Origin of the sequence: Aerococcus viridans (assembly GCF_002083135.2) — a bacterium.
Taxonomy (GTDB): Bacteria; Bacillota; Bacilli; order Lactobacillales; family Aerococcaceae; genus Aerococcus; species Aerococcus viridans_C.
Genome location: NZ_NBTM02000001.1, coordinates 508254 through 530033 on the forward strand (window position 1 = coordinate 508254; position 21780 = coordinate 530033).

Consider the following 21780-nt stretch of genomic DNA (forward strand, 5'->3'; position numbering starts at 1 on the left):
ATTTTTTATTAGATTTCAAAGTGTCTATGACTGATTTGACAATAGTAAATAAGAATTTAACCACCATAAGTAATGAAAAAACTTATTTCAATCTACTTTATCAAATCTTCGATACGCTTCAATTGGTTTTGATAGTTAAGATAAAGACTGGTAAACCGGTTGTCATGTTTATCGTCCCATGGTTTTGGTCCACCACAGAAATGAAGGATTACAGTATGCGACATCACCCAGTGAATATCGTGTTGGGTAAGACTTTTGGTAAAATAGCGCATATATTTACGCGTATCATAATTCCAAATTTCTTCGGGAATTTCCTTCGTATATTTGCCATACAAATGGTTTAGAATATCTTGGTCAGGTAAGAATAGTAATAGATTATATTTTTCAATCATTTGCGCAATATCTGACCATTTGACAATTTCTCTAGCCATATCTAAATCAATCACCATCACACCAGAATTATAGTATGCATGGTCAACGTCAAGTCGCATTTGGTTTACTCGGGTAGAAACGTCCGTCAACCCAACATGTGTAGCGGCTGCTAGCATATGACCGTCTAAATCTGTTTGCCACAGCTCTAATAAAGGATTAACCACTAAAATATCTGGATCTAAATAAATCACATGTTTCATTTCTTTAGGTAATATTTCACCCGCAAGTAGGCGGAAGTACATCTCTTTTGGGTACCTATCTTCAGTTTTAGCGCTATTCCATCGGCTACCATCAATTTTAATCGCTTCAAAACCAAACTGTAAATAATCCGTTAACTTCTGCAATTCTTGAATAGTATGGGTTGCAATTGATTCATGAATCAACCAGATGCGGATGGCTTGGCCTGGATTATTCTGGCGAATCGATGTTAAAGCCACTTTTAAGGGATTCAAATAGCCTTCATCTATGGTAAATAATAATTCAATCTGCTCGTCCAAGGGCATAATCCTCCAATTTCTTTCTAATATTATACATATATTAACATCTTTATGGCAATTCCGTTAGGATAGTCCGTCATTATTCACTTAGAAATAGACAAAAACCCCTCAAGTCCGGTTAACCAATCTTGAGGGGAATTTTTTTTATCCAAAGTAGATAGCAGTTTTTTTGTCTAATAAGAATGGTCTATAGTAGGCAAAGGTACTCGCTAAAGGTAGTAAATGTTCTGGTAACGCTAAACCTAATGCTTCCTTTAGATAATCCTTCCGCTTAGAAATTCTTGACCAAAGTTCTGGTTGTTTAATCTTAATTTCTTCACGTAGTGCTGCGTCTGCAACTGCAATCGTTGATTCAGCTGAAACACCATTGTGGTTTGCTTGTGAAGGTATAAAGTCTAGTTGGAAGATGTAGCCACTTTGAATCGTTGCATCAGAGTCTTTATAAAATGGTGAGCTTAGCCATTCTTCGTCAGCTACTAAATGCCCTGGGCACAAGTTCCAGCCAAAAGTAGCTTGCGGATAAAAATCACTGAATGCTTGGTAGAAATCGCCACCCTTTTTCCCGATAGTTAAATTATCTAACCACCATTTATAAGCTTGGAAATAGGGGTAAACGACTTCTTCTAAGTATCCTGGATCACGTTCAGCGAGCTGACTTTCATCTTTCACTGCATAGCCAGAACGACTAGACAAGCCACCTTTATAGGCTACAGTTAATGCAACTTTATCGCCATCATTTAACGTGTTATCAGTTGGATAAATATTAGCGCCCTTAAATCGATCACCAAAGGCTGCAATGGTCACAACAGAAGGATATTGACCATCGCGATTTAAGCGATTACCTGCTTCTAACTCACTTTGGCCAACGGCTAGCTGGTTCATTGCTTCAAGAACAGCATCAGATGCAAGGGAAGCTCCATATTCATAACGAGCGATTTCCTCTGCGTTGTTTGTTACTCGAGCACCTTCTTTTGGATGCATGTATAGTTGGGTTGCATTCACTACCTTGTCAGAACCGAAAACTTCTTGTATACCATCCACAATAAATGCTGGTACTGAATGATGGTTGTGGAAGTTGGTCATATCATTAGATAAAAGCTTCCAGTCTACTAAACCAATTTGTTTAGAAGCATCTACTTTAACGTCTTTAAGATAGTCAGCGAAAGTTTTCGTGAAATCCATAGGTTGGTTAGGCAAAGAGAAGAATGGACAAAGAACGCCTTCACTTTGTGTACGTGCCATACTGGTTTTATTGTAGTTCTCATTACCTAAAATCAGTGTCGACGTTCCGTCTTGGTTGATTACTTGGATAGCTTCTTCAAACCGTGGAATAAAACCAGTTAAATATTCAAAGTTACTACCGTGTTCTTTATCTGCATAAATCATCAATGATGAGAAGTCATATTTACGCATTAACTGAAGGACCTTGTCCTTACGTTGCGCGAAGGTAGCGTCACTTAAAATGATTGGTTGTCCAGAATTATCCTTGATTGGCGCCAATGTTTGTTTAGATTGAATCGTCATATGAAGTCTCCTTAAGCTTTTTGCGCAAATCATCAGAAAGATATGATAATTGAATGCGCTTTATTGTTCCAACATCCATCTTACCATGATTTAAAATTAAAGCTAGTCTTGTACTGTTAGAGATACTTTCATATGGATTGATGACCTATTGTTGTTTAATTTCCTTGAATAAATTAATCATTTCAATAGCATTCGTTGCATAAGTAAAACCAAGGTTACCAGCTTTAGTACCAGAGCGTTCAATGGCTTGTTCGATGTTTTCAACGGTTAAGACGCCAAATATAACAGGTAATTTGTGGGTTAAACCTACTTGAGTTACCCCACTTGAAGCTTGGTTAATAACCACATCAAAATGACTTGTAGCCCCTCTAATCACAGCACCCAGTGTAATGATCGCATCGTATTTACCTGTTTCAGCCATCGTTGCAGCCGTAAGCGGGATTTCATAGGCACCTGGCACCCAAGCTACGTCGATATTTTCTGTCAACACACCTGAACGCGTAAGGCCATCTTCACAACCACTTAGTAAGCTTTTAGTCAGAAAATCATTGAATCGAGCAATGACAATCCCAATTTTAATATCTTCTCCGTTGTACAATTTTCCTTGAATAATATTCATGCTATTTTTCCTCCATATTTTATAAGTCTAATAAATGACCCATTTTTACTTTTTTAGTGATTAAGTAGTTTTCATCATCCGGATTGGCAGCCATTTCAATACTCACACGGTTGGCTACTTGGATACCAGATGCTTCTAATTGTGCGATTTTATCTGGATTATTGGTCATCAAGTCAATGGAGGCTACCTCAAGTTCAGCCAGCATTTGTGCAGCCGTATGGTATTCTCTTAAATCGTCCGGAAAACCTAAAGCATGGTTGGCTTCGACTGTATCCAGTCCTTCTTCTTGTAATTGGTAGGCTTTGATTTTATTGATTAAGCCAATCCCGCGGCCCTCTTGTCTTAAATATAATAAAACACCTTGGCCAGCTTCGTTGATTTTCCGCAGGGCTTCATGTAATTGTTCTCCGCAGTCACACCGGTTAGATCCTAGCACATCCCCTGTTAAACATTCCGAGTGGAGTCTGGTGAGGACATTCTTTTTGCCGGAAATATCGCCTTTCACTAGGGCTACATGTTCTTGATTATCGATGTCATTAACGAAAGTATGGATGGTAAATTCGCCGAATTTGGTCGGCATCTTGGCTGTCGATTCGTGGTGGGTATGGGTTTCGGTGGCTCTACGGTAGTCTTGCAGGTCTTTAATGGTGATGACTGGCATCTGCCATTTCTCTGCTTGCTCAAGCAATTCGGCTTGGCGCATCATTGTACCGTCTTTGCGCATAATTTCTACACAAACACCCACTGGGTTCAGTCCAGCTAATTTCATCAAATCAACCGTTGCTTCTGTATGACCGTTTCGCTCCAAGACACCATTTTCTTTCGCCACCAATGGGAAAACGTGGCCCGGACGGTTAAAATCACTGGGTTGACTAGCCGGATTTGCTGCTTCACGCATGGTTAACCCGCGTTCAACTGCAGATACACCTGTGCTTGTCTCTTTATGGTCAATAGATACCGTAAATGCGGTTGTATGTGGGTCTGTATTATCATCCACCATTGGCGACAAATTCAACCGACTAGCTACTTCCTGACTCATTGGCTGACAAATCAACCCTTTAGCGTGAGTGGCCATAAAGTTGATGTTTTCAGTTGTTGCAAACTCAGCTGCACAAATTAAGTCTCCTTCATTTTCTCGATTCTCATCATCCAAAACCATAATGATTTGGCCTGCTTGTAAAGCTGCTAATGCGTCTTCGATTGTTGAAAAATCCATCTATACCTGCTCCTTCACTGTAAATTGCTCAATATACTTACCAACAATATCATTTTCTAAATTCACGATAGTGCCTACTTGATAGGTTGAAAAGATTGTTTGTTCACTCGTATGAGGAATGATTGACACTTTAAATGTATCTCCTTCAACGCCAGCAACCGTTAAACTTGTGCCATCAATAGCTATAGACCCCTTCATGATGATATAGCGCATTAATGGTTTACTTGTTTGAATCGTGTACCAATTAGCGATACCATCCGCCTCTATTGCGGTGATTTTACCAATACCATCAATATGACCACTTACAATATGACCACCGAATCTTGCATTTGCCTTCATCGCCCGTTCCAGATTTACGCGGCTATTGTTAGCAATTCCTTCTAAAGACGTTTTCGCAATCGTTTCTGGCATCACTTCAACTTGGAAATTCGTATCAGTGAAATTCGTCACGGTAAGACAAATACCGTTGACACTAATAGAGTCCCCTAGATTGACATCGGATACTATTTTTTCCGAGGCAATGGTTAAAAGAAATCCTGCATCATTGTTGATGGCCTCGATACTTTCAATACGGCCAATATCTTCAATAATTCCTGTAAACATTTAATCCACCCTACTTTCTATCAAAAGGTCCTGACCTAATGGCGTGATTGCTTGGATATAACTTGTGAGCGCTTGGTCCATATGTGGAAAACCGAAACCACTGATAGGACTATACTGGTCAAAACCACCAATGACTTTGGGTCCAATATAAGTGTGGATTTCTTGGATTAACCCAGCTTCAAGTAGCGAAGCATTTAGTCTTGATCCACCTTCAACATAAATACTTTGAATACCTTGTTGACCTAGTTGTGTGATTAAATCCACTAAATCTACCTTGTCATTCTTCGCATTCACAACCAATAGCTGACAGCCAGCTGCTTGATAGGCTTGGTGATCTTGTGGATTCTGATTAATTGTCGCAATAATTGTGGGCGTTTCCTTCGCAGTTTTGACTAATTGGCTGTTTAAGGGGAGCTTCAAGCTACTATCACAAACAATACGGATAGGATTAATCCCCTCAAAATCGTCAATTCGAACAGTTAACGATGGATTATCAGCAAGCGCAGTCCCTATGCCAACCATAATGGCTTGGTTACTGTGGCGTTGGTAGTGCACATGCTCTCGTGCAATGTTGTTCGTTATCCACTGGGAATCCCCAGTGTAAGCAGCTGTTCGACCGTCAAGAGTCATGGCATACTTCATGGTGACATAAGGTTTTTGATGGGGCATAAAGTAATTGAATTTACGGTTAAGGTCTTCACTTTCTTCAGCCAAAAGACCCGTTTCCACTTCAATATGGTGGCTTCTTAACTCCTGGATCCCTTTTCCAGCAACCAATGGATTTGGATCGGTTGCAGCAACCACCACTTTTTCAATACCCGCTTCGATAATAGCTTGCGTACAAGGCGGCGTTTTACCAAAATGACAGCAGGGTTCCAGCGTGACGTACATAGTTGCCCCTTTTACATCATGCCCTTGTTCGTTGGCATCCTTTAAGGCTTCTCTTTCCGCATGCAAACCACCATACTGCTGATGATAGCCTCGACCGATAATTTGGCTATTCTTTACGATAACTGCACCAACCATAGGATTAGACCTTGTCCAACCCTGTCCTAAATTGGCTAGGTCAAGTGCTTCTTGCATATAGTCTTTCATTCACTCATCCTTTCTCTAAACAACAAATAATCCAGTCAGAGTGACGAAAAAAAAGCCCTAGAAATAAGATTCCTAGGGCACACAAATAAACTATAGACTTATAGTATTCGTTTATTTTGATTCTACTCTTCTTCCATCCAGACTTTACTGTCGGTCTCGGAATTACACCGAGTCAGCCCCTAATTAAAGGAGGTCGCGGACTTTACCGCCGGTCGGGAATCACACCCTGCCCTGAAGATTTTATTTGAATGTTTATGGTGATATCATACGGTATTAAAAAGAAAATGTAAACCCAAATGTATTTTTTAAATAAAAAATATATACTATAGGGTATTTATTACTGGTGATTGGATAGGAAATTTTCCTTTACTTGGCCATTTTTACCCAAGTATAGTTTGCCAAACTCATCAATTAAGCCATGGAATTCTTGGGCTTCTTCATAAGTGAAGTCATCCGGTAAGTTAATCTCTTGGTAAAGGCTTTGGTAGGTTTTGTATGAATTTCCTGTCAACCAACTAAATAATCGCCTAGCGTAGGCATCAGCGATAAACGCTGGTTGATCAAATATAAAAACGCGAAATACATCAGCTGTTTCAAACCCTACCCCGCGTAATTTCAAGATTTCACTTCGTAACTGTTTTCCGTATTCATGCTGCATGGCTTGATAATCCCATTTGTGGTTATCAAACCATTGGAAACTGGCTTGAATTGCTCGTGCCTTGTTGCGGTAGAATCCACTTGGTCGAATCAACGTTTCTAATTCTTCTAACGTGAGCTTTAAAATTTCTTCTGGCAAAAAACCAGTAGCTGCGTTCAAGTTATTTAGGGACTTTTCAACGTTACGCCAATTGGTATTTTGAACAAGGATAGCCCCCAAGATAATTTCTACCTTAGTTTCAGCAGGCCACCAACCTTGTGGGCCCATTTCATTTAATAAGGTATCGTATAACTTTCTAATAGCTAATTTATTCATCATCTCACCCTAAATTATTTTGCCGTTATGTGGTATTTTCTTTGCACCTTCATGTAAAAATTAATGGATTCCTATTAGCCTCACACCTATACTTAGTGGTTGTCTAGCTTGGATTGGTCAAATCCTTCCAAAGCCAGCAAGGCAATTTTGCGGTCGATACCACCTGCATAACCAGTCAATGCACCATTAGTGGCTACAACTCGGTGACATGGAATTAGAATCGAGATGGGATTGTGGCCAACAGCACCGCCAGCTGCACGAGCTGAACCCTTTTTCCCAGGAGTGGTTAAAGCAACTTTATCAGCTAATTCCTTATAGCTAGTCGTTTGGCCGTAAGGAACATTAATCAGTGCGTTCAGGATTTGCTTACGGTAAGGCGTTACTTCTGGATCCAAAATGTTAGGGTCAAGAGTTGGGTTCTCACCAGCAAAATAAGCATCTAACCAATTTTTTACTTGCTTTGTCACTGGCGTTTCTCCTTCTATCATAGTCTGTAAGTCGTATTTACCACCAAAGTATCTTTGATCACTAAACCACAATCCTTTAATCGCATGTTCATCATTCACGATAGTCATTTGACCAAGTGGTGAGGTGTAAGATGATTTGTAATACATGGTAATCCCTCCTGGGCTAAGATGACAGATACCCTAGCTATCTCAATAAAAGATGGGGATAGCTAGGGTATGGCTTTTATGTACTTGTAGTAATGCTATTTATTCTGCGTACTGTGCAATACCATTACCAAAGGACCAGTTCTCTTTATTTACTTCTACTAAGTTGATAAAGACATCTTCTTTGCGAATATCTAATTGGCTATTTAATTTATCAGCAACTGTCTTGTATAAAGCTTTTTTCACCTCAGTTGTACGCCCTTCATTCATCGTGATTTGAATGATCACGATACCATCTGTACGGTCAACACCTAGGTAATTGGTAGAAAATATCAGTTCTTCAGCTTTTAAATCATTCACAACCACAAACTTATCTTCTTCTGGGATGCCAATTGTTTCAAGCATAGATTCGTAAACTAACTCACCTAGTTGTGATTTAAATTCTGCTGACTTACCTTCTAATAGATCGATTCTAACTAATGGCATGTAGCACACTCCTTATATCTTTGATATCCTCATTATATATAAAGTGAATTAAAATGCTAGTTTCACCCTACAACAATTTTTAGAAGTACCGTACTATACATTGTTTGATATATGTAAAGGAATATCTTTTTATAGAGACTTGTTGATTTCTAGCTTAAAAAAACCGATAACGCTTTTAAGGTCATCGGTTTTCTTGGTTTAACTATTGTTTGCACTTTTTATGCATTTCATGTTTGTTTTATTCATTTGGATCGCTTTCAGCATCTTCTTGAGTGCCATGAACAGTACCAGGTACGTGATCAGGGCTAGCATAAATGGTATACAGTTTTAACGGTACACTCCCCCGATTGGTGATATTATGCCATAAACCTAGTGGCACAAAGACTGCTTCATCTTCTCCAATTTTTTGTTCAAAGGATAAATCATCCTTAGCAGGGCCCATCTGGCAAAGACCCTCACCTTGCTCGATACGGATAAATTGATCACTTTCATGATGTACTTCTAAACCAATATCACCGCCTACAGGAATTTCCATAACAGTCAACTGCAACTTGTCACCTGTCCAAATCGTCGTACGAAAATTTGTATTCTCTAATGTTTCTTTTTCAACATCTATAATATACGGCTTTTTGTCGTTATCTACATTACCAGTTAGAAATTTATTATCAGTCATCATAATCCCTCCTTATCTATAATTTTACTCCTTATATATTTAAATGCAAATATATTGTGAATTAATGAGCAAAAATAATTTGGTTGCTTGCTGTTTATTTTTAGTTTATGCTTTTTTTAGTTATTCATTCAACCTTAGAAAGGCGTTTTATCATGAAATCACTTATCCAATTTTGGCAACATGCATTTAATTTTAAACAGAAAATAAGCTGGCGCCAAGCATTATCTAGGATTTTAACGAATCTTATTTTTATTATTATACTCTTCTTTATTGCTTTAATTGCACCTCCTTCATGGGAGGAACCTATTGCTTATTTTGTCCAAGTTTATACGATTATTTCAATCGTACCAACAATTACCACTATCATTAGCGCAATAAGATAATCATCAAATTTATATCATTTAAGAAAGGTGGGGGTAACGTGAAGAACACTGATAATTTTTATGAGATGGAAGAAAATTTTTTGAATATTTCTAAAGAAATTGAGGCCATGTCTGATTCCTTGGAAAATTTTGAAAGATACCTACCAAATATCAAACTATTCCTTAACTACTATGGCAGTGAGACTTGGTTTAAACATTTAAAGATGGAAGAACAAGGCTTATTTGAAGATGCTAGTACAACAGCTGTACTTGGAGAAGACTACAGCTATGACCTTGTTATAGATATTATGGATTTAGCCAATAAACTAAAAAGTGTTGGTGAAAGCTTATTGGAAGATAGCTCAAATTCCTAATCCGTCAATAACAAAAATTTAGTTATTTACTGCTAATTAAATCGAATTTTAAGTGGTAAATAGCTATCTTTTTTTCTATTTAGCTTCATTGGGTGCCTCTATTAAGAAGAAAATTTTAGTATAAGCTATTTTAATAGTATTAGACTTATTTATAACAAAAAAAAGCCATTTCCCACATAAGTGAGAAATGGCTTTTTGATTTGAATATGGATTGGTACTCGACTTCTTTGGAAATCTCCGTAACATATTGTATCCATACACGAATAAATTCGTAATAGCGCCGAAATTAACGTTTTGAGAATTGAGGTGCTTTACGCGCCTTTTTAAGACCTGGTTCGACTCCCTGTTTTTTTAATTTGCTTGGAAAAGCTTTAATGTCAACTGATTTCGTCTGTATAATCAACAAAGATTTTACTTGCTTTCAGATAATTTGAAAGCACTGGTGTCAATTTTCCATAAAAAATCGCGAGCCGAAATTGAGCATTTAACGCAACACCTATTATTTAGGTTTATTTGATTTTTGAAAAGAATCACACGCCTCCAGATAAGCTATCAGCTCCTCCGGAGTAGGGATAGCTTCCCCTAATCCCGCAGCCCTATCATGAACCCAATTGGAGCAATTACTCATTCCATTTTCAACTTCTTGATATAAATCTTTTGTAAATAAAGCACTTTTTAACCTTTGTGTTTGAATTGCAGGGCTAAATCTTTGTACAGAATTATTAAATAGAATCTCCTCAATCATCCGTTCCCAAGTTTCTCTAAGCTGCTCACACCATAATTTTGCACTTTTTTCGTACTCGTCTTGTTTATTGACATCTCCAGATTGCAATAACTTATACGTTTTTTCTACACTTTGCAACTCATTTCTAAGATACGAAATCCTGTTCTTCACAGTCATTCCAATCCACGGCACATTATTCTGTACAAATCCTGCTTCATTCTGGAGCTTTCTGAGCGTTGTAGTTTGATAAGAAATGTTTTCCTTATCACAATATTGCTGAATACTTAATAGAAAAGTAATATCGTGTGTAAATATAACGATTTGTTTGCATTTAGCTTCTTCGACAAGTCGCCTTGAAATCGCTTCTCGCCTTTTGTGATCCAAAGAACTAACTGGATCATCAAAAACTAGGCAATTATTATTGGGGTTCAATTTCGTTTCAGCCAAAAAGTTGGCAAGAGCAATTGATCTTTGCTCACCTTCGCTCAATATTTCAATGGGTCTTTTACCTTGAACAGTCAATTTGCTCAGCGTAGTTCCTTTTCGTCCTCGTTGTACAATTTGCGCAGAAAAATTCGTCTGTAAATTTTTGCATTCCACTTTAAAATTATCAACATATTCTTGAGTAACATATTTTTTAAATAACTGATTTTGAAATGTTGTGATTCTGTTTGTTGAGGGATTTACTCTCTGTGCTTTATCGATCCATCTCAAATTTAGAATGTAACTATTAATTTGAGGTAACAAACCCTTTAACTTTTTAATATCATCATACTCTTCTTCAAATTTCTTTATTTCCTTCAATTCAAAAGCAACTTCCTCCTGATTTAATTCCGTAATCTTTTTATCAAGTTGTTTGTATATCTCATTAAAACTATCTGTACTGATAGCTTTATTCTCAATTCGAAAGTCTAAATTATTAGAACCCAGATTTTCCACAATATTTTTTTTCATCTCTTCAAATTTTAGTTCTGCATCAAAAATTATTTGTAAATGACCTGGATATTCTTCCTTCAACCATTCTTCTAATTTTGAATCATTGACAATTAGCTTTGTATCTAGAGATAAAAACTCACCCGTTATTTTGTTGATGTTTTTGTTTGCCATACTTAAATTTTTTTCTGCTGCACTAGATAAAAACTTCCAATACTTATCAATTAAGTGTACATGTTCTAATGATTGACCACAGAAAATACAATGATCAATTTCTCGATCAATAGCTTTGTAATATGTGTCAGCTACCTGAATAAAATTTTTCCACTCACTTGATCCAAGCAAATATATATTATCATCCTTAAATTGCTTCAAACCTTCCTTATCACATATTTGCTCTAATTCCTCTTTTGATACCAATAAATCCTTTGTTTTTTGCAATCTATTCGAGGAAAACTTCTCATTTAATCTTTTAATTTTTTCTTCAAGTTGCTTCAAGTTTGTTTTGTAATGATTGTATTCGGCCACTTTCTTATTGACATTCAAGCCTAATAAAATTGCTTTTCTTTTCATTTTTTCTTTATAATCTACTTCTAGTTTTTCCGATAGTGTTATTCTTTGTTCCAAATTATTTAAGTCTGTATCTTTGTTCAAAGATAGCACTAAATCTCTTATCGACGTGTTTTCTTTAAAATAAATAATAAACGGATTTTCAACTTGGAGTTTTTTTATAGCCGTTTCCAAACTATTCTTGACATATACAAAACCGGCCATTAAATCCTCAAAAAATCTAAACTCTATAGGTGCAAAACTAATTTCATTTTCTTTTGTCAAATCGTTCATAGCACTGACTGTGTCAAAAACTGCCACACTATTGAACAAACTTTTATTTTTTTCTTTTGGAAAATTTATAACGGACTGTTTTCCAGCTAGGTCAGTAAAATGAAAATTGGCACCAATCTCTTCATTTGCATCACTATAAATATTAGAGATTATATTTTTATCTCCTCTAGATAAAAAAGCATTATTTAGTAGCCTAGTATATCCTGACTTACCTGTTCCATTTTCTCCATAGATTAAAGTGATTTGGCTACCTATACTTAAGGATTCCTTTGAACTAAGCGCGTTTACGCCAGTTATGTTTGATACTCCATCCCATGTATAATATTCAGCAGATTCACTTATATCGTTTTTTATTAAGAAAGGCAAATCTTCTTTTTGAAGAGGTTGCTCCACTAAATCAAATTCTTGCTTGAATAGTAAATATACTGTTTCTAGTCTAGCATCATCTAAATCTCCATTCGCGAATATTAGGTTTCCTAAATATTGTTGCCAATAAGGCTGATTCTTAATCCATTCAACAATTTCATTGAGCATCCTAAACTTTCCTTTCTTAAAACAATAATCGCTTAACATACATATTTACTACACTCATATGCCACCAAAACTGTTTATGATCTATTTTTATTTAATCAAGGCAACTGCATCACAGAAAATTTTTCGACTAAATAAATGATTAGTCAGAATTTTACATCCGAGATTTGCTATTCTATCAATAATGGCTTACCCAATAAAACTAATACATTAAGCTTCCGTATACTTTATCCACAATTTCACAAATATCAATAAGTAATCATTTTTCACACTCAAAGAAATTATACCTCAATTATGATTGTTATAAACAAATAAAAAGGAAATAGTATTCAAAATATCTATTACAGTTTTCTGCATTGATTTTACTCACAATCAAAATTTTGTTTTAACTCGTGATCTATTTCCCAAACCAATCCTCCACCTGATCAGCACTCACTTCCCCATACAACTTAATCAACGTCGGTCGCAGCGTCTGAATCGTCTCCACCAACTCTTCACCGCCAAACATTCCCGTAAATGGTTTATCCGTCAATTCTTCAGACAGATCATTGATCAACTGAATAGTAACCAAGGAGTGATGATTTTTGAAAGCCTACAATCAAAAAATCATTGAAACTCCCACGTACACTGAAATTTATGAATACGAAGCAATTATTACCCTAAACAAAAAGTAAAAGAAATGGTTATTGATGCTGAACGAAGACAAGAGCTTGAATGGATCTATGAAGATAACGAGGAACTTGATAAGAGAAAAGAATTTGATGAATTATCTGCTCAGGGACAATACGACAGCTTGAAACGCAAACAGAAGTACTATAAAAATAAACGTTTTGAGATCGCCCGACTGATAGATATGAATTTTGACGATCAAACGAAATTTTTAACGCTCACTTTTAAGGAAAATATTCAAGATATTGATGATGCGAATAATGAATTCAAAAAATTTATCAAACGGTTAAACTACCAAACCTATCATACGAAAAAAGCGAAACTAAAATACTTAGCCACGTGGGAAAAACAGCAACGTGGTGCCATCCACTACCATATCATCCTCTTTACCTTTCCTTATATGCCTTTTGAGCAGCTAAGCGAAGTTTGGGGACATGGATTTATCACAATCAACAAGATCGACGTGGATAGCATCGAAAACCGCGGACGATACGTCAGCAAATATTTCGACAAAGATTTAGAACTAAAGGAACACAAAAAGAAGGCCTTTTTCAAATCACGTAATTTGAAAGATCCAAAGGTCACAAAACGACTGGTAGATAAACCATTCGACACAAGTGATTAATAAATCATCTATACGAACGACTATCTCGTGAAACGCCCTATTTTCTTCAATGATAAGGATAGCGGCGAGAAATGTATGGATTTTCAAGAAAGCATTGTACGATACACCAAGATAAAAAATAATTCTGCCTGAGCAAATCAAAATATTTTCTAAGGAAGTGAATCCTATGACAGAAATGACCATTTTACTGAGTGACGAACAGCTAGGGACGATCTCTAACCAACTAAATAGCGTTATCGTCTCTCAAATCGAACAAATCAAGAATCAGGAAAATCTGCAATATCGCTATATGAACAAAGAGCAAACCTGCAAGTATCTTCAAATCTCAAATAATACGCTGGATAGTTAGATTAAAGAAGATCTGCCGCAAATCAAGATCCATGGATCAAACCGATTCGATCGTGTCGCTATCGATCAGTGGTTACAAGGCATGGCAAAATAATTCCGGCATTGCTATAATTCATTTATAGTATTTGATTTCGGCTCGCAAACTCGGAGGTAAATACTGTGGCAATTAGCAAAACGAAGAACAATACCTATCGAGTACGGCTCTACTACCCTCAAGATATTCAGGAACGCTTGGGGGTAGGCAAGCTTTACTCTAAGACATTCAAAACCAATAAGGAGGCAAAAGACGCAGAAATTGATTTTTATGCCTCAATCAAAGAAACTCGAGAAAGTAAGGATAAGACGGCTTTAGAATTAGGCGGAGAAGCATTATTCAAGGATTTCTACGAGGAAGTCTGGCTGGATGCTTATGTTGCTGGATTGACTTCTACAAATACAAATCCACCAACAGCAGTCACTGTAGCTAACACAAAAGATGTTTTCCGTTTGCATATCATTCCGATGTTTGGCAAGTACACGCTAAACCATCTTAATCACAACAAAGCGTTTGTTTTAAAGGTGATGACGAAGAAAGCAGCGGAGTGCGCCAACTTCAAAACATTGAGAAGCTATGTAAATTCCATTTTTGATTGGGCGGAAGAACTCGAATATATCGAACGAAATAAGTTGGGAAAATCGTTGAAACGGACCAAAGCAACTAAGAAGAATCAGTTAAAAGCAGCTAGAAAAGAGGAAGACTTGTATTTATCTTTTGAGCAGTTGCAAGAATGGTTGCAAGCGGCTCAAGAGGATTACGAAAATGGACTGCTTACTTTGCAAGACTATGCTCTCTTCCAAACGACTTTTTTCTTATCTGACCGAAAATCTGAGACTTACGCCATTAAATGGAAAAATGTTGATTTTGAAAAAGCTCAAATCACGATCGGCTCTGCCTTAGATAAATTCGGGAATGAAAAGAGTACGAAGGGAAATAAAACAACGATTTTCCATATTCCCAATGAGCTAAAACTCCTGCTTCAACAATGGAAAGTGCAACAGCAAGAAGATTTAGCACAATTTGAAATCGAGCAAACCGATGAACAGCTCGTTTTCACATTTTTCGATGACAAGGGCAATGTCAACCAACGACTGCATACGGATTACTTAAACTACCGTATGAACTCGATCGAGCGGCGCCATAAAAATCTGGCTCACGCCACACCGCATAAGCTGCGCCATACTGGTGCGACTCTGGCTAAAAAGTCTGGGATTGGACTTGAACAGATTTCAGAAGCGCTGACTCATAGCGATACCAATGTAACTAGAACCTATGTGAATACACCAAACGTCATCCAAATGCCTGTTGGTGAGATCGCCTATCGCAAACTCTCTCAAAATATTGCAGACCGGAATGGTGTCAACAATGGTGTCAACTCAAAAAAAGACGCTTCGCAAAATGAATTGCGAAACGCCTGAAAATGTTGATATAAAGCTGTTCTTAACGCTTAGAGAATTGAGGTGCTTTACGTGCTTTTTTAAGACCTGGTTTCTTACGTTCTTTCATACGTGGGTCACGTGTTAAAAGACCAGCATCTTTTAGTGGTTTACGGAAGTCAGGATCTACTTCTAATAACGCACGAGAGATACCGTGACGAGCTGCACCTGATTGACCAGCATATCCACCACCGTTAACGTTGATGAAGATGTCATATTGGCCTTCAGTTTGTGTAACTGCTAAAGGTTGTTTAACGATTACGAATAATGATTCGTATGGTAGGTATTCTGCCATTTCTTTACCGTTAAAAACGATTTTACCTGTACCAGGTACTAAGCGTACACGGGCTGTTGAGTTTTTACGACGGCCTGTTGCGATGTATTGAGCTTGTGCCATTTGCTTTTCCCTCCTTAGATTAATTCGTTAATGTCTAATTGTTTAGGTTGTTGCGCTGCATGTGGGTGTTCCGCACCAGCGTATACGTGTAGGTGTGTAAATTGAGCACGACCTAAACGGTTTTTTGGTAACATACCTTTAACTGAAGTTTCGATTAAACGTGCTGGTTTTTCATCACGTAATGTACCTGCAGTTGTTTCATAGATACCACCTGGGTAACCTGAGTGACGGTAGTATTTTTTATCTGTTGCTTTTTTACCAGTTAATTTCACTTTTTCAGCGTTGATGATGATAACTTGATCACCTGTATCAACGTTTGGTGTGAATGTTGGTTTATTTTTACCACGTAACATGCTTGCCACAACTGTTGATAGACGTCCCAATGGAACATCTGTTGCGTCTAGGACAACCCAGTTACGTTCAACTTCATTTGCTTTCGCCATATATGTTGTACGCATTATATTTCCTCCGTTTATCTTGTCTGATTGTTCGATTCATAATTGGTTTCCGGGGCCTATCATGGGGCAAACAATACCGTCTTATATTGTACCACTTTGGAATTCACTACGTCAATCTTTTTCCACGAAAAAAATCACTTATCATAGATTTCTTATTTAGCATATTGTTGAATTGATTCTTCAAGTAAGCCTAAATAGCGCTTGGCAATAGAAGACAGCTGGTGACGGTTAGCGGTTAGGTAACCTAGCTCAATCACCTCGTCTGACTCGAGGGGGATTGCTAATATATCCGGACTGTTCAAATCATCATTAATGATCCCTGAAGAAATCGTATAGCCATCTAAACCAATTAGTAAATTAAATAAAGTTGCCCGGTCAGATACGATAATCCGTTTTGGGACAGGGATATCTGCTAAAATCTCTTCCCAATAGTAGAAAGAGTTGTGAGTACCTTGTTCATATGATAAACGAGGATAGAGGATAAGCGGTTAAGTCATCTAAACTAATGGTCGCTTGTTTCGCTAAAGGATGACCTTTATCAATGAACACATGTGGTGCAGTCTTAAACAATGGCGTAAAAGTCAGTTGCTTCTCTTGAAAAGCCCCTTCTAATACCTTCTGATTATAATTAGACCGGTAAATAACGCCCACCTCAGAGGTAAAATTAGCAATGTCATCCAAGACCTCAAATGTTCGTTCTTCTTTTAATGTCGCCTCATACTGGTCTGCATCCATCTCTCTAAGTAACTTCACAAAAGCATCCACTACAAAGGCATAATGCTGGCCGGATACTGAAAATATCCGGTTGGCCTGACTTCCTTCCTTATAGCGGTGGTTCATCAAGTCAATCTGCTCCAAAACCTGCCTTGCATATTGGAGAAATTCCTCCCCTTGTACAGTCAATATAGTCCCCTTAGCCGTCCGCTGAAATAAAGTTACCCCCATCTCAGACTCCAAATTGGCCATGGCTTTCGACAAAGACGGCTGGGCAATAAACAAGTCCTTGGCCGCCTGCGTCATATTCCCCACTTCAACAACTTTCATAAAATACTGCAAATCTTCAATCCGCATACGCTCACTCCTTACCATAGTTTCAAGCTATGAAAACCGACATATAATAGTTATTTGTAATTATTATGCCAGACCCATATACTCATAACAAGTTCAAAACCTGAATAATTCATAGTTTTACTAATAGTCTTTCCTAACATTGATTTATTAGTCTTTAAAGTAATCTGCTTCATCACCCATTAGGTGATGAAAAAGAACCCCTTTATCAGCGAGAATTTTATACCGTATTCAGGCAAAACCAAAGGATTCGGCAGTACATTTAATAACCAGATTTTTTAAAATTTTAAAATGGCCCAAGGAGCAGTGCGTCCAAAATTTGAGTTTGAAAAGTGAAAAAACTCAAAATAATTATAAGGGCCAAAAAAATTAATCAATTAGGATAGAAGATGATAAACGATAAAGAAAATATAACAATATAGATAAAACAGCCTTTGATATTAGAGGTATGAATTATTCAGGTGATAACAACAAAGGAGGATTCACTATGACTCAAACATCCATTATTGGTTTCCCCAGGTTGGGCGAAAACCGTGAATTAAAATTTGCGACGGAGAAGTATTTCCGAAACGAAATCAATGAAGAAGAATTATTCCGAATTGGAAAAGAAATCCGGCGCAAGCATTTTACACTATTAAAAAAAGCAGGAATTGATTCTATTCCAAGTAATGACTTTTCCTTTTACGATCAGACCTTGGATACTGCATTTCTATTCAATATTCTTCCAAAAGAAGTCGAAAAAAGTGACTTATCTTCCCTAGATAAGTATTTTACTTTAGCACATGGTTACCAAGGAGAAAAAGGCGATATTAAAGCTCTCCCGATGAAAAAATGGTTCAATACGAATTATCATTATCTCGTACCAAAATTTGAAAAAGACACCGCTATTCAAATTAGTACGAGCAAAATTTTTGATGAGTTCTTAGAAGCCAAGGATTTGGGAATTGATAGCCGCCCTGTTTTAGTTGGGCCTTTTACTTTGCTTCAACTAAGCGAGTTTGAAGATGGATTAGCTGCTCGTGACTTTGTCGCTGACTTGGTGAAAGGATACCAAGAAGTGTTTCACAAATTGAATGAAATCGGTGCAGAATGGATTCAATTAGATGAACCTGCTTTGGTAAAAGATGTTGATGAAGCGGAAAAGAAATTATTTGTAGATCTTTATGATTCCTTGCTTACAGATAAAGCTGGCTTGAAAATCCTCATTCAAACTTACTTTGGTGATGTACGTGACGTGTATCATGAATTGACTGCCTTAGCAGTAGAAGGAATCGGCTTGGACTTTGTGGAAGGTACTAAAAATATCGAGTTGGTTCAAACTGCCTTTCCAGAAGACAAATTTCTGTATGCAGGAGTCGTTAACGGAAAAAACATTTGGCGAAATGACTATTCGAAAAGCTTGGCCCTATTAGAGAGTTTGAGGGTGAAAAATTATGTCCTGTCTACTTCTTGCTCCTTGCTCCACGTACCATTCACAGTAGAAAAGGAAAGTTTTCCTGAAGAAATCAAGCGGCATTTCTCTTTTGCTAAAGAAAAGTTACAGGAGCTCGTTGAATTAAAAGAAATTCTTGATGGAGAAAGCAGCGCTGCTCTGGCTGAAAATAAAGACTTGTTTGCATCAGAAAGAATTGCGGTAAATACTGCTCTAGGGGAAAAAATCAATCAATTGTCCCAAGATGCCTTTACAAGGAAACCAGATTTTTCAAAAAGAGAAGCTTTGCAAAAGGACATTTTTAATTTTCCGTTACTACCGACTACAACGATTGGTTCTTTCCCACAAACGAAAGATGTCAAAAAGACGCGTGCTCTTTTCAAACGAAAAGAAATCAGTCAAGATTACTATAAAGAATTTATCGCAAACCGAACGAATGATTGGTTAGCTTGGCAGGAAGAAATTGGGTTAGATGTTTTGGTTCACGGTGAATTTGAGCGAAACGACATGGTCGAATATTTCGGACAAAACTTGGAAGGTTATCTATTTAGTAAAAATGGCTGGGTACAATCTTACGGCACTCGTGGTGTGAAACCGCCTATCATATGGGGAGATGTTTCAAGAGCAGCACCGATTACGGTGGAATGGTCTGCTTATGCGCAGTCACAAACAGATAAAATCGTAAAAGGAATGTTAACGGGTCCGGTGACCATTTTAAATTGGTCATTCCCTCGAGAGGATCTTTCATTGCGTGAATCTACTTTACAAATTGCTCTGGCGATTCAGGAAGAAGTATTGGACTTAGAAGCAAACGGTATTCGCGTGATTCAAATCGATGAAGCTGCTTTGAGGGAAAAGTTGCCATTAAGAAGAAGTGATTGGAATTCAGAATATTTGGATTGGGCAATCCCTGCCTTTCGATTGGTTCACAGCAAAGTGAAACCCCAAACGCAAATCCACACCCATATGTGCTATAGCGAGTTTACCGATATTATCCCTGCGATTGAGAATATGGATGCGGATGTCATTTCCTTTGAAGCGTCTCGTTCTAATTTGGAAATTATAGATGAATTACAAAAACAAAACTTTAAAATTCAAGTTGGCCCCGGTGTTTATGATATCCACTCACCACGAATTCCTTCAGTGGAAGAAATTACCGAAACCATTCGAGCAATTTTAGCAAAGGTTCCAAAAGAGAAAGTTTGGATTAATCCGGATTGTGGTTTGAAGACTCGTGGGGAACGTGAAACAAAAGCGAGCCTGGAAAACATGACGCAAGCAGTGAAGACGATTCGAAAGGAGCTGTAGGCAATGACCGATTTTCAAAGAGGAAATGGCACTTCCCTATCTTTTGAAGTTTTTCCAGCGAATACCCAAGTTGGTACAAAAAAATTGATTCAGACCTTGAATGAACTACAGGATTTACAGCCGAATTTTATTAGCGTAACTTGCAGTAATAACAAAGCTAATATTGAAGAAACAACCGTCAAAATTGCTGATTATGTAACAAACACATTGAGAATTCCTACCATTGCACACTTACCGGCAGCTTATTTATCCAAGCAACAAGTATCTACCATCCTTGGACAGCTTGAAAAACTAGGAATCCGGCATGTTTTAGCTCTTAGAGGCGATATTGTTGAAGGAATTCCACCTAAAAGAGATTTTTCTTATGCGAGTGATTTGGTTAGTTTTATTCAGGAACAAGCACCCTACTTTGACATTTCAGGTGCTTGCTACCCTGAAATTCATCCAGATTCAGACAACCGGATTTCTGATATCAAGCATCTAAGGAAAAAAGTAGAAGCTGGCTGCAGTCAGTTGATTACACAGCTTTTCTTTGACAATGAACAATTTTATCAGTTCAAAGAAGGATGCTCACTGGCAGGGATTGATGCCCCCATTTTGGCTGGGATCATGCCTATCGTAAATCGTAAACAGGCTTTACGTCTAATTAAAGTCAGCTCTTCTCAACTGCCGAAGAAATTTTTAGCAATTTTAGAAAAATATGAACACAATCCTGTCGCATTGCGTGAAGCGGGGCTTGCCTACGCCATTGATCAGATTGTCGACTTAGTCACACAAGGCGTGGATGGCATTCATTTATATACCATGAATCAATCCGATACCGCTCGGCAAATTCATCAAGCAACAAAATCATTGTTTCAAACTACGGAACTCTTAGGCGTATAAAGAGCAAATTATATAAAGCAACAGCCTCCAGCGTGATTTGCTATGCTCCCAATATAGTAGACAGAGAAATAATAAAAGTTCTCTACTACTGTAAAGGGGGCATTTTTATGTCTAAAAGAGGGACTAATCATACGTTAGATGAAAGAGTCGCAGCTGTTCTTAGAGTAATTGAGAAGCATAGATAACACCAATTTCTGATTTCAAATTGGCTACGTCGTCCAAGACTTCGAAGGTCCACTCTTCTTTTAGGGTTGCTTCATATTGATCAGCGTCCATTTCGCTAAGAAGCTTTACGAAGTCATCTACTACAAGGGCATAATGTTGAGCGGAAATGGAGAATATTCGATTGGCCGTAATGCCTTCTTTGTAGCGGTGGTTCATCAAGTCAATCTGCTCCAAGACTTGCCGTGCATACTGGAGGAATTCCTCCCCTTGCACCGTCAGAACCGTCCCCTTAGCCGTCCGCTGAAACAAAGTTACCCCAATCTCAGACTCCAAATTGGCTATGGCTTTCGACAAAGACGGCTGGGCAATAAACAAGTCCTTGGCCGCCTGCGTCATATTCCCCACTTCAACAACCTTCATAAAATACTGCAAATCTTCAATCCGCATACGCTCACT

At 37.7% G+C, this 21780-nt stretch carries 19 protein-coding genes, 2 pseudogenes and 1 riboswitch; of the genes and pseudogenes, 6 read left to right on the forward strand and 15 right to left on the reverse strand.

The window, feature by feature from the left end; genetic code table 11:
• Positions 1-92: 92 nt before the first annotated feature.
• The 10 genes from A6J77_RS02560 to A6J77_RS02605 form a co-directional block, all read right to left on the reverse strand.
• Positions 93-935, reverse strand: a complete 843-nt coding sequence (locus tag A6J77_RS02560; protein WP_083067996.1) for a glycosyltransferase family 8 protein — start codon at positions 933-935, stop codon at positions 93-95.
• 138 nt (positions 936-1073) lie between these two features.
• Positions 1074-2453, reverse strand: coding sequence for a M24 family metallopeptidase (locus A6J77_RS02565; protein ID WP_083067998.1), 1380 nt, complete (start codon positions 2451-2453; stop codon positions 1074-1076).
• Between the two features lie 145 nt (positions 2454-2598).
• The gene (gene ribE, locus A6J77_RS02570; RefSeq protein ID WP_083068003.1) at positions 2599-3072 is read right to left on the reverse strand and encodes a 6,7-dimethyl-8-ribityllumazine synthase; all 474 of its coding nucleotides are present in this window, start codon (positions 3070-3072) and stop codon (positions 2599-2601) included.
• Between the two features lie 19 nt (positions 3073-3091).
• Positions 3092-4288 carry a bifunctional 3,4-dihydroxy-2-butanone-4-phosphate synthase/GTP cyclohydrolase II gene (locus A6J77_RS02575; protein ID WP_083068004.1) on the reverse strand — a complete coding sequence of 399 codons (1197 nt, stop codon included), beginning with the start codon at positions 4286-4288 and terminating at the stop codon, positions 3092-3094.
• Positions 4289-4891 carry a riboflavin synthase gene (locus tag A6J77_RS02580; RefSeq protein WP_083068006.1) on the reverse strand — a complete coding sequence of 201 codons (603 nt, stop codon included), beginning with the start codon at positions 4889-4891 and terminating at the stop codon, positions 4289-4291.
• A complete protein-coding gene (gene ribD / locus A6J77_RS02585; RefSeq protein WP_083068008.1) occupies positions 4892-5986 on the reverse strand; it encodes a bifunctional diaminohydroxyphosphoribosylaminopyrimidine deaminase/5-amino-6-(5-phosphoribosylamino)uracil reductase RibD in 1095 nt (364 codons plus the stop codon). It lies immediately after the preceding gene.
• Between the two features lie 121 nt (positions 5987-6107).
• Positions 6108-6229: riboswitch (FMN riboswitch) on the reverse strand.
• Positions 6230-6323: 94 nt separating this feature from the next.
• A complete protein-coding gene (locus A6J77_RS02590; RefSeq protein WP_083068009.1) occupies positions 6324-6959 on the reverse strand; it encodes an endonuclease III domain-containing protein in 636 nt (211 codons plus the stop codon).
• A 92-nt stretch (positions 6960-7051) separates the two neighbouring features.
• Complete coding sequence (locus A6J77_RS02595; protein ID WP_083068011.1) at positions 7052-7573, reverse strand: methylated-DNA--[protein]-cysteine S-methyltransferase; 522 nt, start codon at positions 7571-7573, stop codon at positions 7052-7054.
• Between the two features lie 99 nt (positions 7574-7672).
• Positions 7673-8056, reverse strand: a complete 384-nt coding sequence (locus A6J77_RS02600; protein WP_083068012.1) for a tautomerase family protein — start codon at positions 8054-8056, stop codon at positions 7673-7675.
• A gap of 238 nt (positions 8057-8294) precedes the next feature.
• Positions 8295-8729 (reverse strand): cupin domain-containing protein, encoded by a 435-nt coding sequence (locus tag A6J77_RS02605; RefSeq protein WP_083068014.1) that lies wholly within the window; start codon positions 8727-8729, stop codon positions 8295-8297.
• A gap of 421 nt (positions 8730-9150) precedes the next feature.
• Between A6J77_RS02605 and A6J77_RS02615 the strand changes: the two genes are divergently transcribed.
• The gene (locus tag A6J77_RS02615; RefSeq protein ID WP_225968887.1) at positions 9151-9465 is read left to right on the forward strand and encodes a DUF4298 domain-containing protein; all 315 of its coding nucleotides are present in this window, start codon (positions 9151-9153) and stop codon (positions 9463-9465) included.
• A gap of 499 nt (positions 9466-9964) precedes the next feature.
• Here A6J77_RS02615 and A6J77_RS02620 read toward each other — a convergent pair whose 3' ends face one another.
• Entirely contained in the window at positions 9965-12499 is a 2535-nt protein-coding gene (locus A6J77_RS02620) for an AAA family ATPase (RefSeq protein ID WP_083068018.1), read from the reverse strand.
• A gap of 581 nt (positions 12500-13080) precedes the next feature.
• On the opposite strand from A6J77_RS02620, the pseudogene A6J77_RS02630 reads away from it, so the two are divergent.
• The 3 genes and pseudogenes from A6J77_RS02630 to xerC all read left to right on the forward strand — a co-directional run bounded on the left by A6J77_RS02630 (position 13081) and on the right by xerC (position 15593).
• Positions 13081-13922: pseudogene (locus A6J77_RS02630) on the forward strand (Rep protein).
• Positions 13923-13956: 34 nt separating this feature from the next.
• Positions 13957-14139, forward strand: coding sequence for a hypothetical protein (locus A6J77_RS02635; RefSeq protein WP_396122150.1), 183 nt, complete (start codon positions 13957-13959; stop codon positions 14137-14139).
• A 158-nt stretch (positions 14140-14297) separates the two neighbouring features.
• On the forward strand, positions 14298-15593 hold the full coding sequence (xerC, locus tag A6J77_RS02640) for a tyrosine recombinase XerC (RefSeq protein WP_083068019.1): 1296 nt from the start codon (positions 14298-14300) through the stop codon (positions 15591-15593).
• A 22-nt stretch (positions 15594-15615) separates the two neighbouring features.
• On the opposite strand, the gene rpsI is transcribed toward xerC, so the two are convergent.
• The 3 genes and pseudogenes from rpsI to A6J77_RS02655 all read right to left on the reverse strand — a co-directional run bounded on the left by rpsI (position 15616) and on the right by A6J77_RS02655 (position 17537).
• The gene (gene rpsI, locus A6J77_RS02645) at positions 15616-16008 is read right to left on the reverse strand and encodes a 30S ribosomal protein S9 (protein ID WP_004262670.1); all 393 of its coding nucleotides are present in this window, start codon (positions 16006-16008) and stop codon (positions 15616-15618) included.
• A 14-nt stretch (positions 16009-16022) separates the two neighbouring features.
• The gene (gene rplM / locus A6J77_RS02650) at positions 16023-16466 is read right to left on the reverse strand and encodes a 50S ribosomal protein L13 (RefSeq protein ID WP_004262667.1); all 444 of its coding nucleotides are present in this window, start codon (positions 16464-16466) and stop codon (positions 16023-16025) included.
• A 152-nt stretch (positions 16467-16618) separates the two neighbouring features.
• Positions 16619-17537 (reverse strand): annotated as a pseudogene (locus tag A6J77_RS02655) (LysR family transcriptional regulator).
• 484 nt (positions 17538-18021) lie between these two features.
• Here A6J77_RS02655 and metE point away from each other — a divergent pair.
• Together metE and metF are read left to right on the forward strand one after the other, a co-directional pair.
• Positions 18022-20274, forward strand: coding sequence for a 5-methyltetrahydropteroyltriglutamate--homocysteine S-methyltransferase (gene metE, locus A6J77_RS02660; protein WP_083068021.1), 2253 nt, complete (start codon positions 18022-18024; stop codon positions 20272-20274).
• Between the two features lie 3 nt (positions 20275-20277).
• Positions 20278-21159, forward strand: a complete 882-nt coding sequence (gene metF, locus A6J77_RS02665; protein ID WP_083068022.1) for a methylenetetrahydrofolate reductase [NAD(P)H] — start codon at positions 20278-20280, stop codon at positions 21157-21159.
• 159 nt (positions 21160-21318) lie between these two features.
• On the opposite strand, the gene A6J77_RS02670 is transcribed toward metF, so the two are convergent.
• On the reverse strand, positions 21319-21771 hold the full coding sequence (locus A6J77_RS02670) for a LysR family transcriptional regulator (RefSeq protein ID WP_227645104.1): 453 nt from the start codon (positions 21769-21771) through the stop codon (positions 21319-21321).
• Positions 21772-21780: the final 9 nt, after the last annotated feature.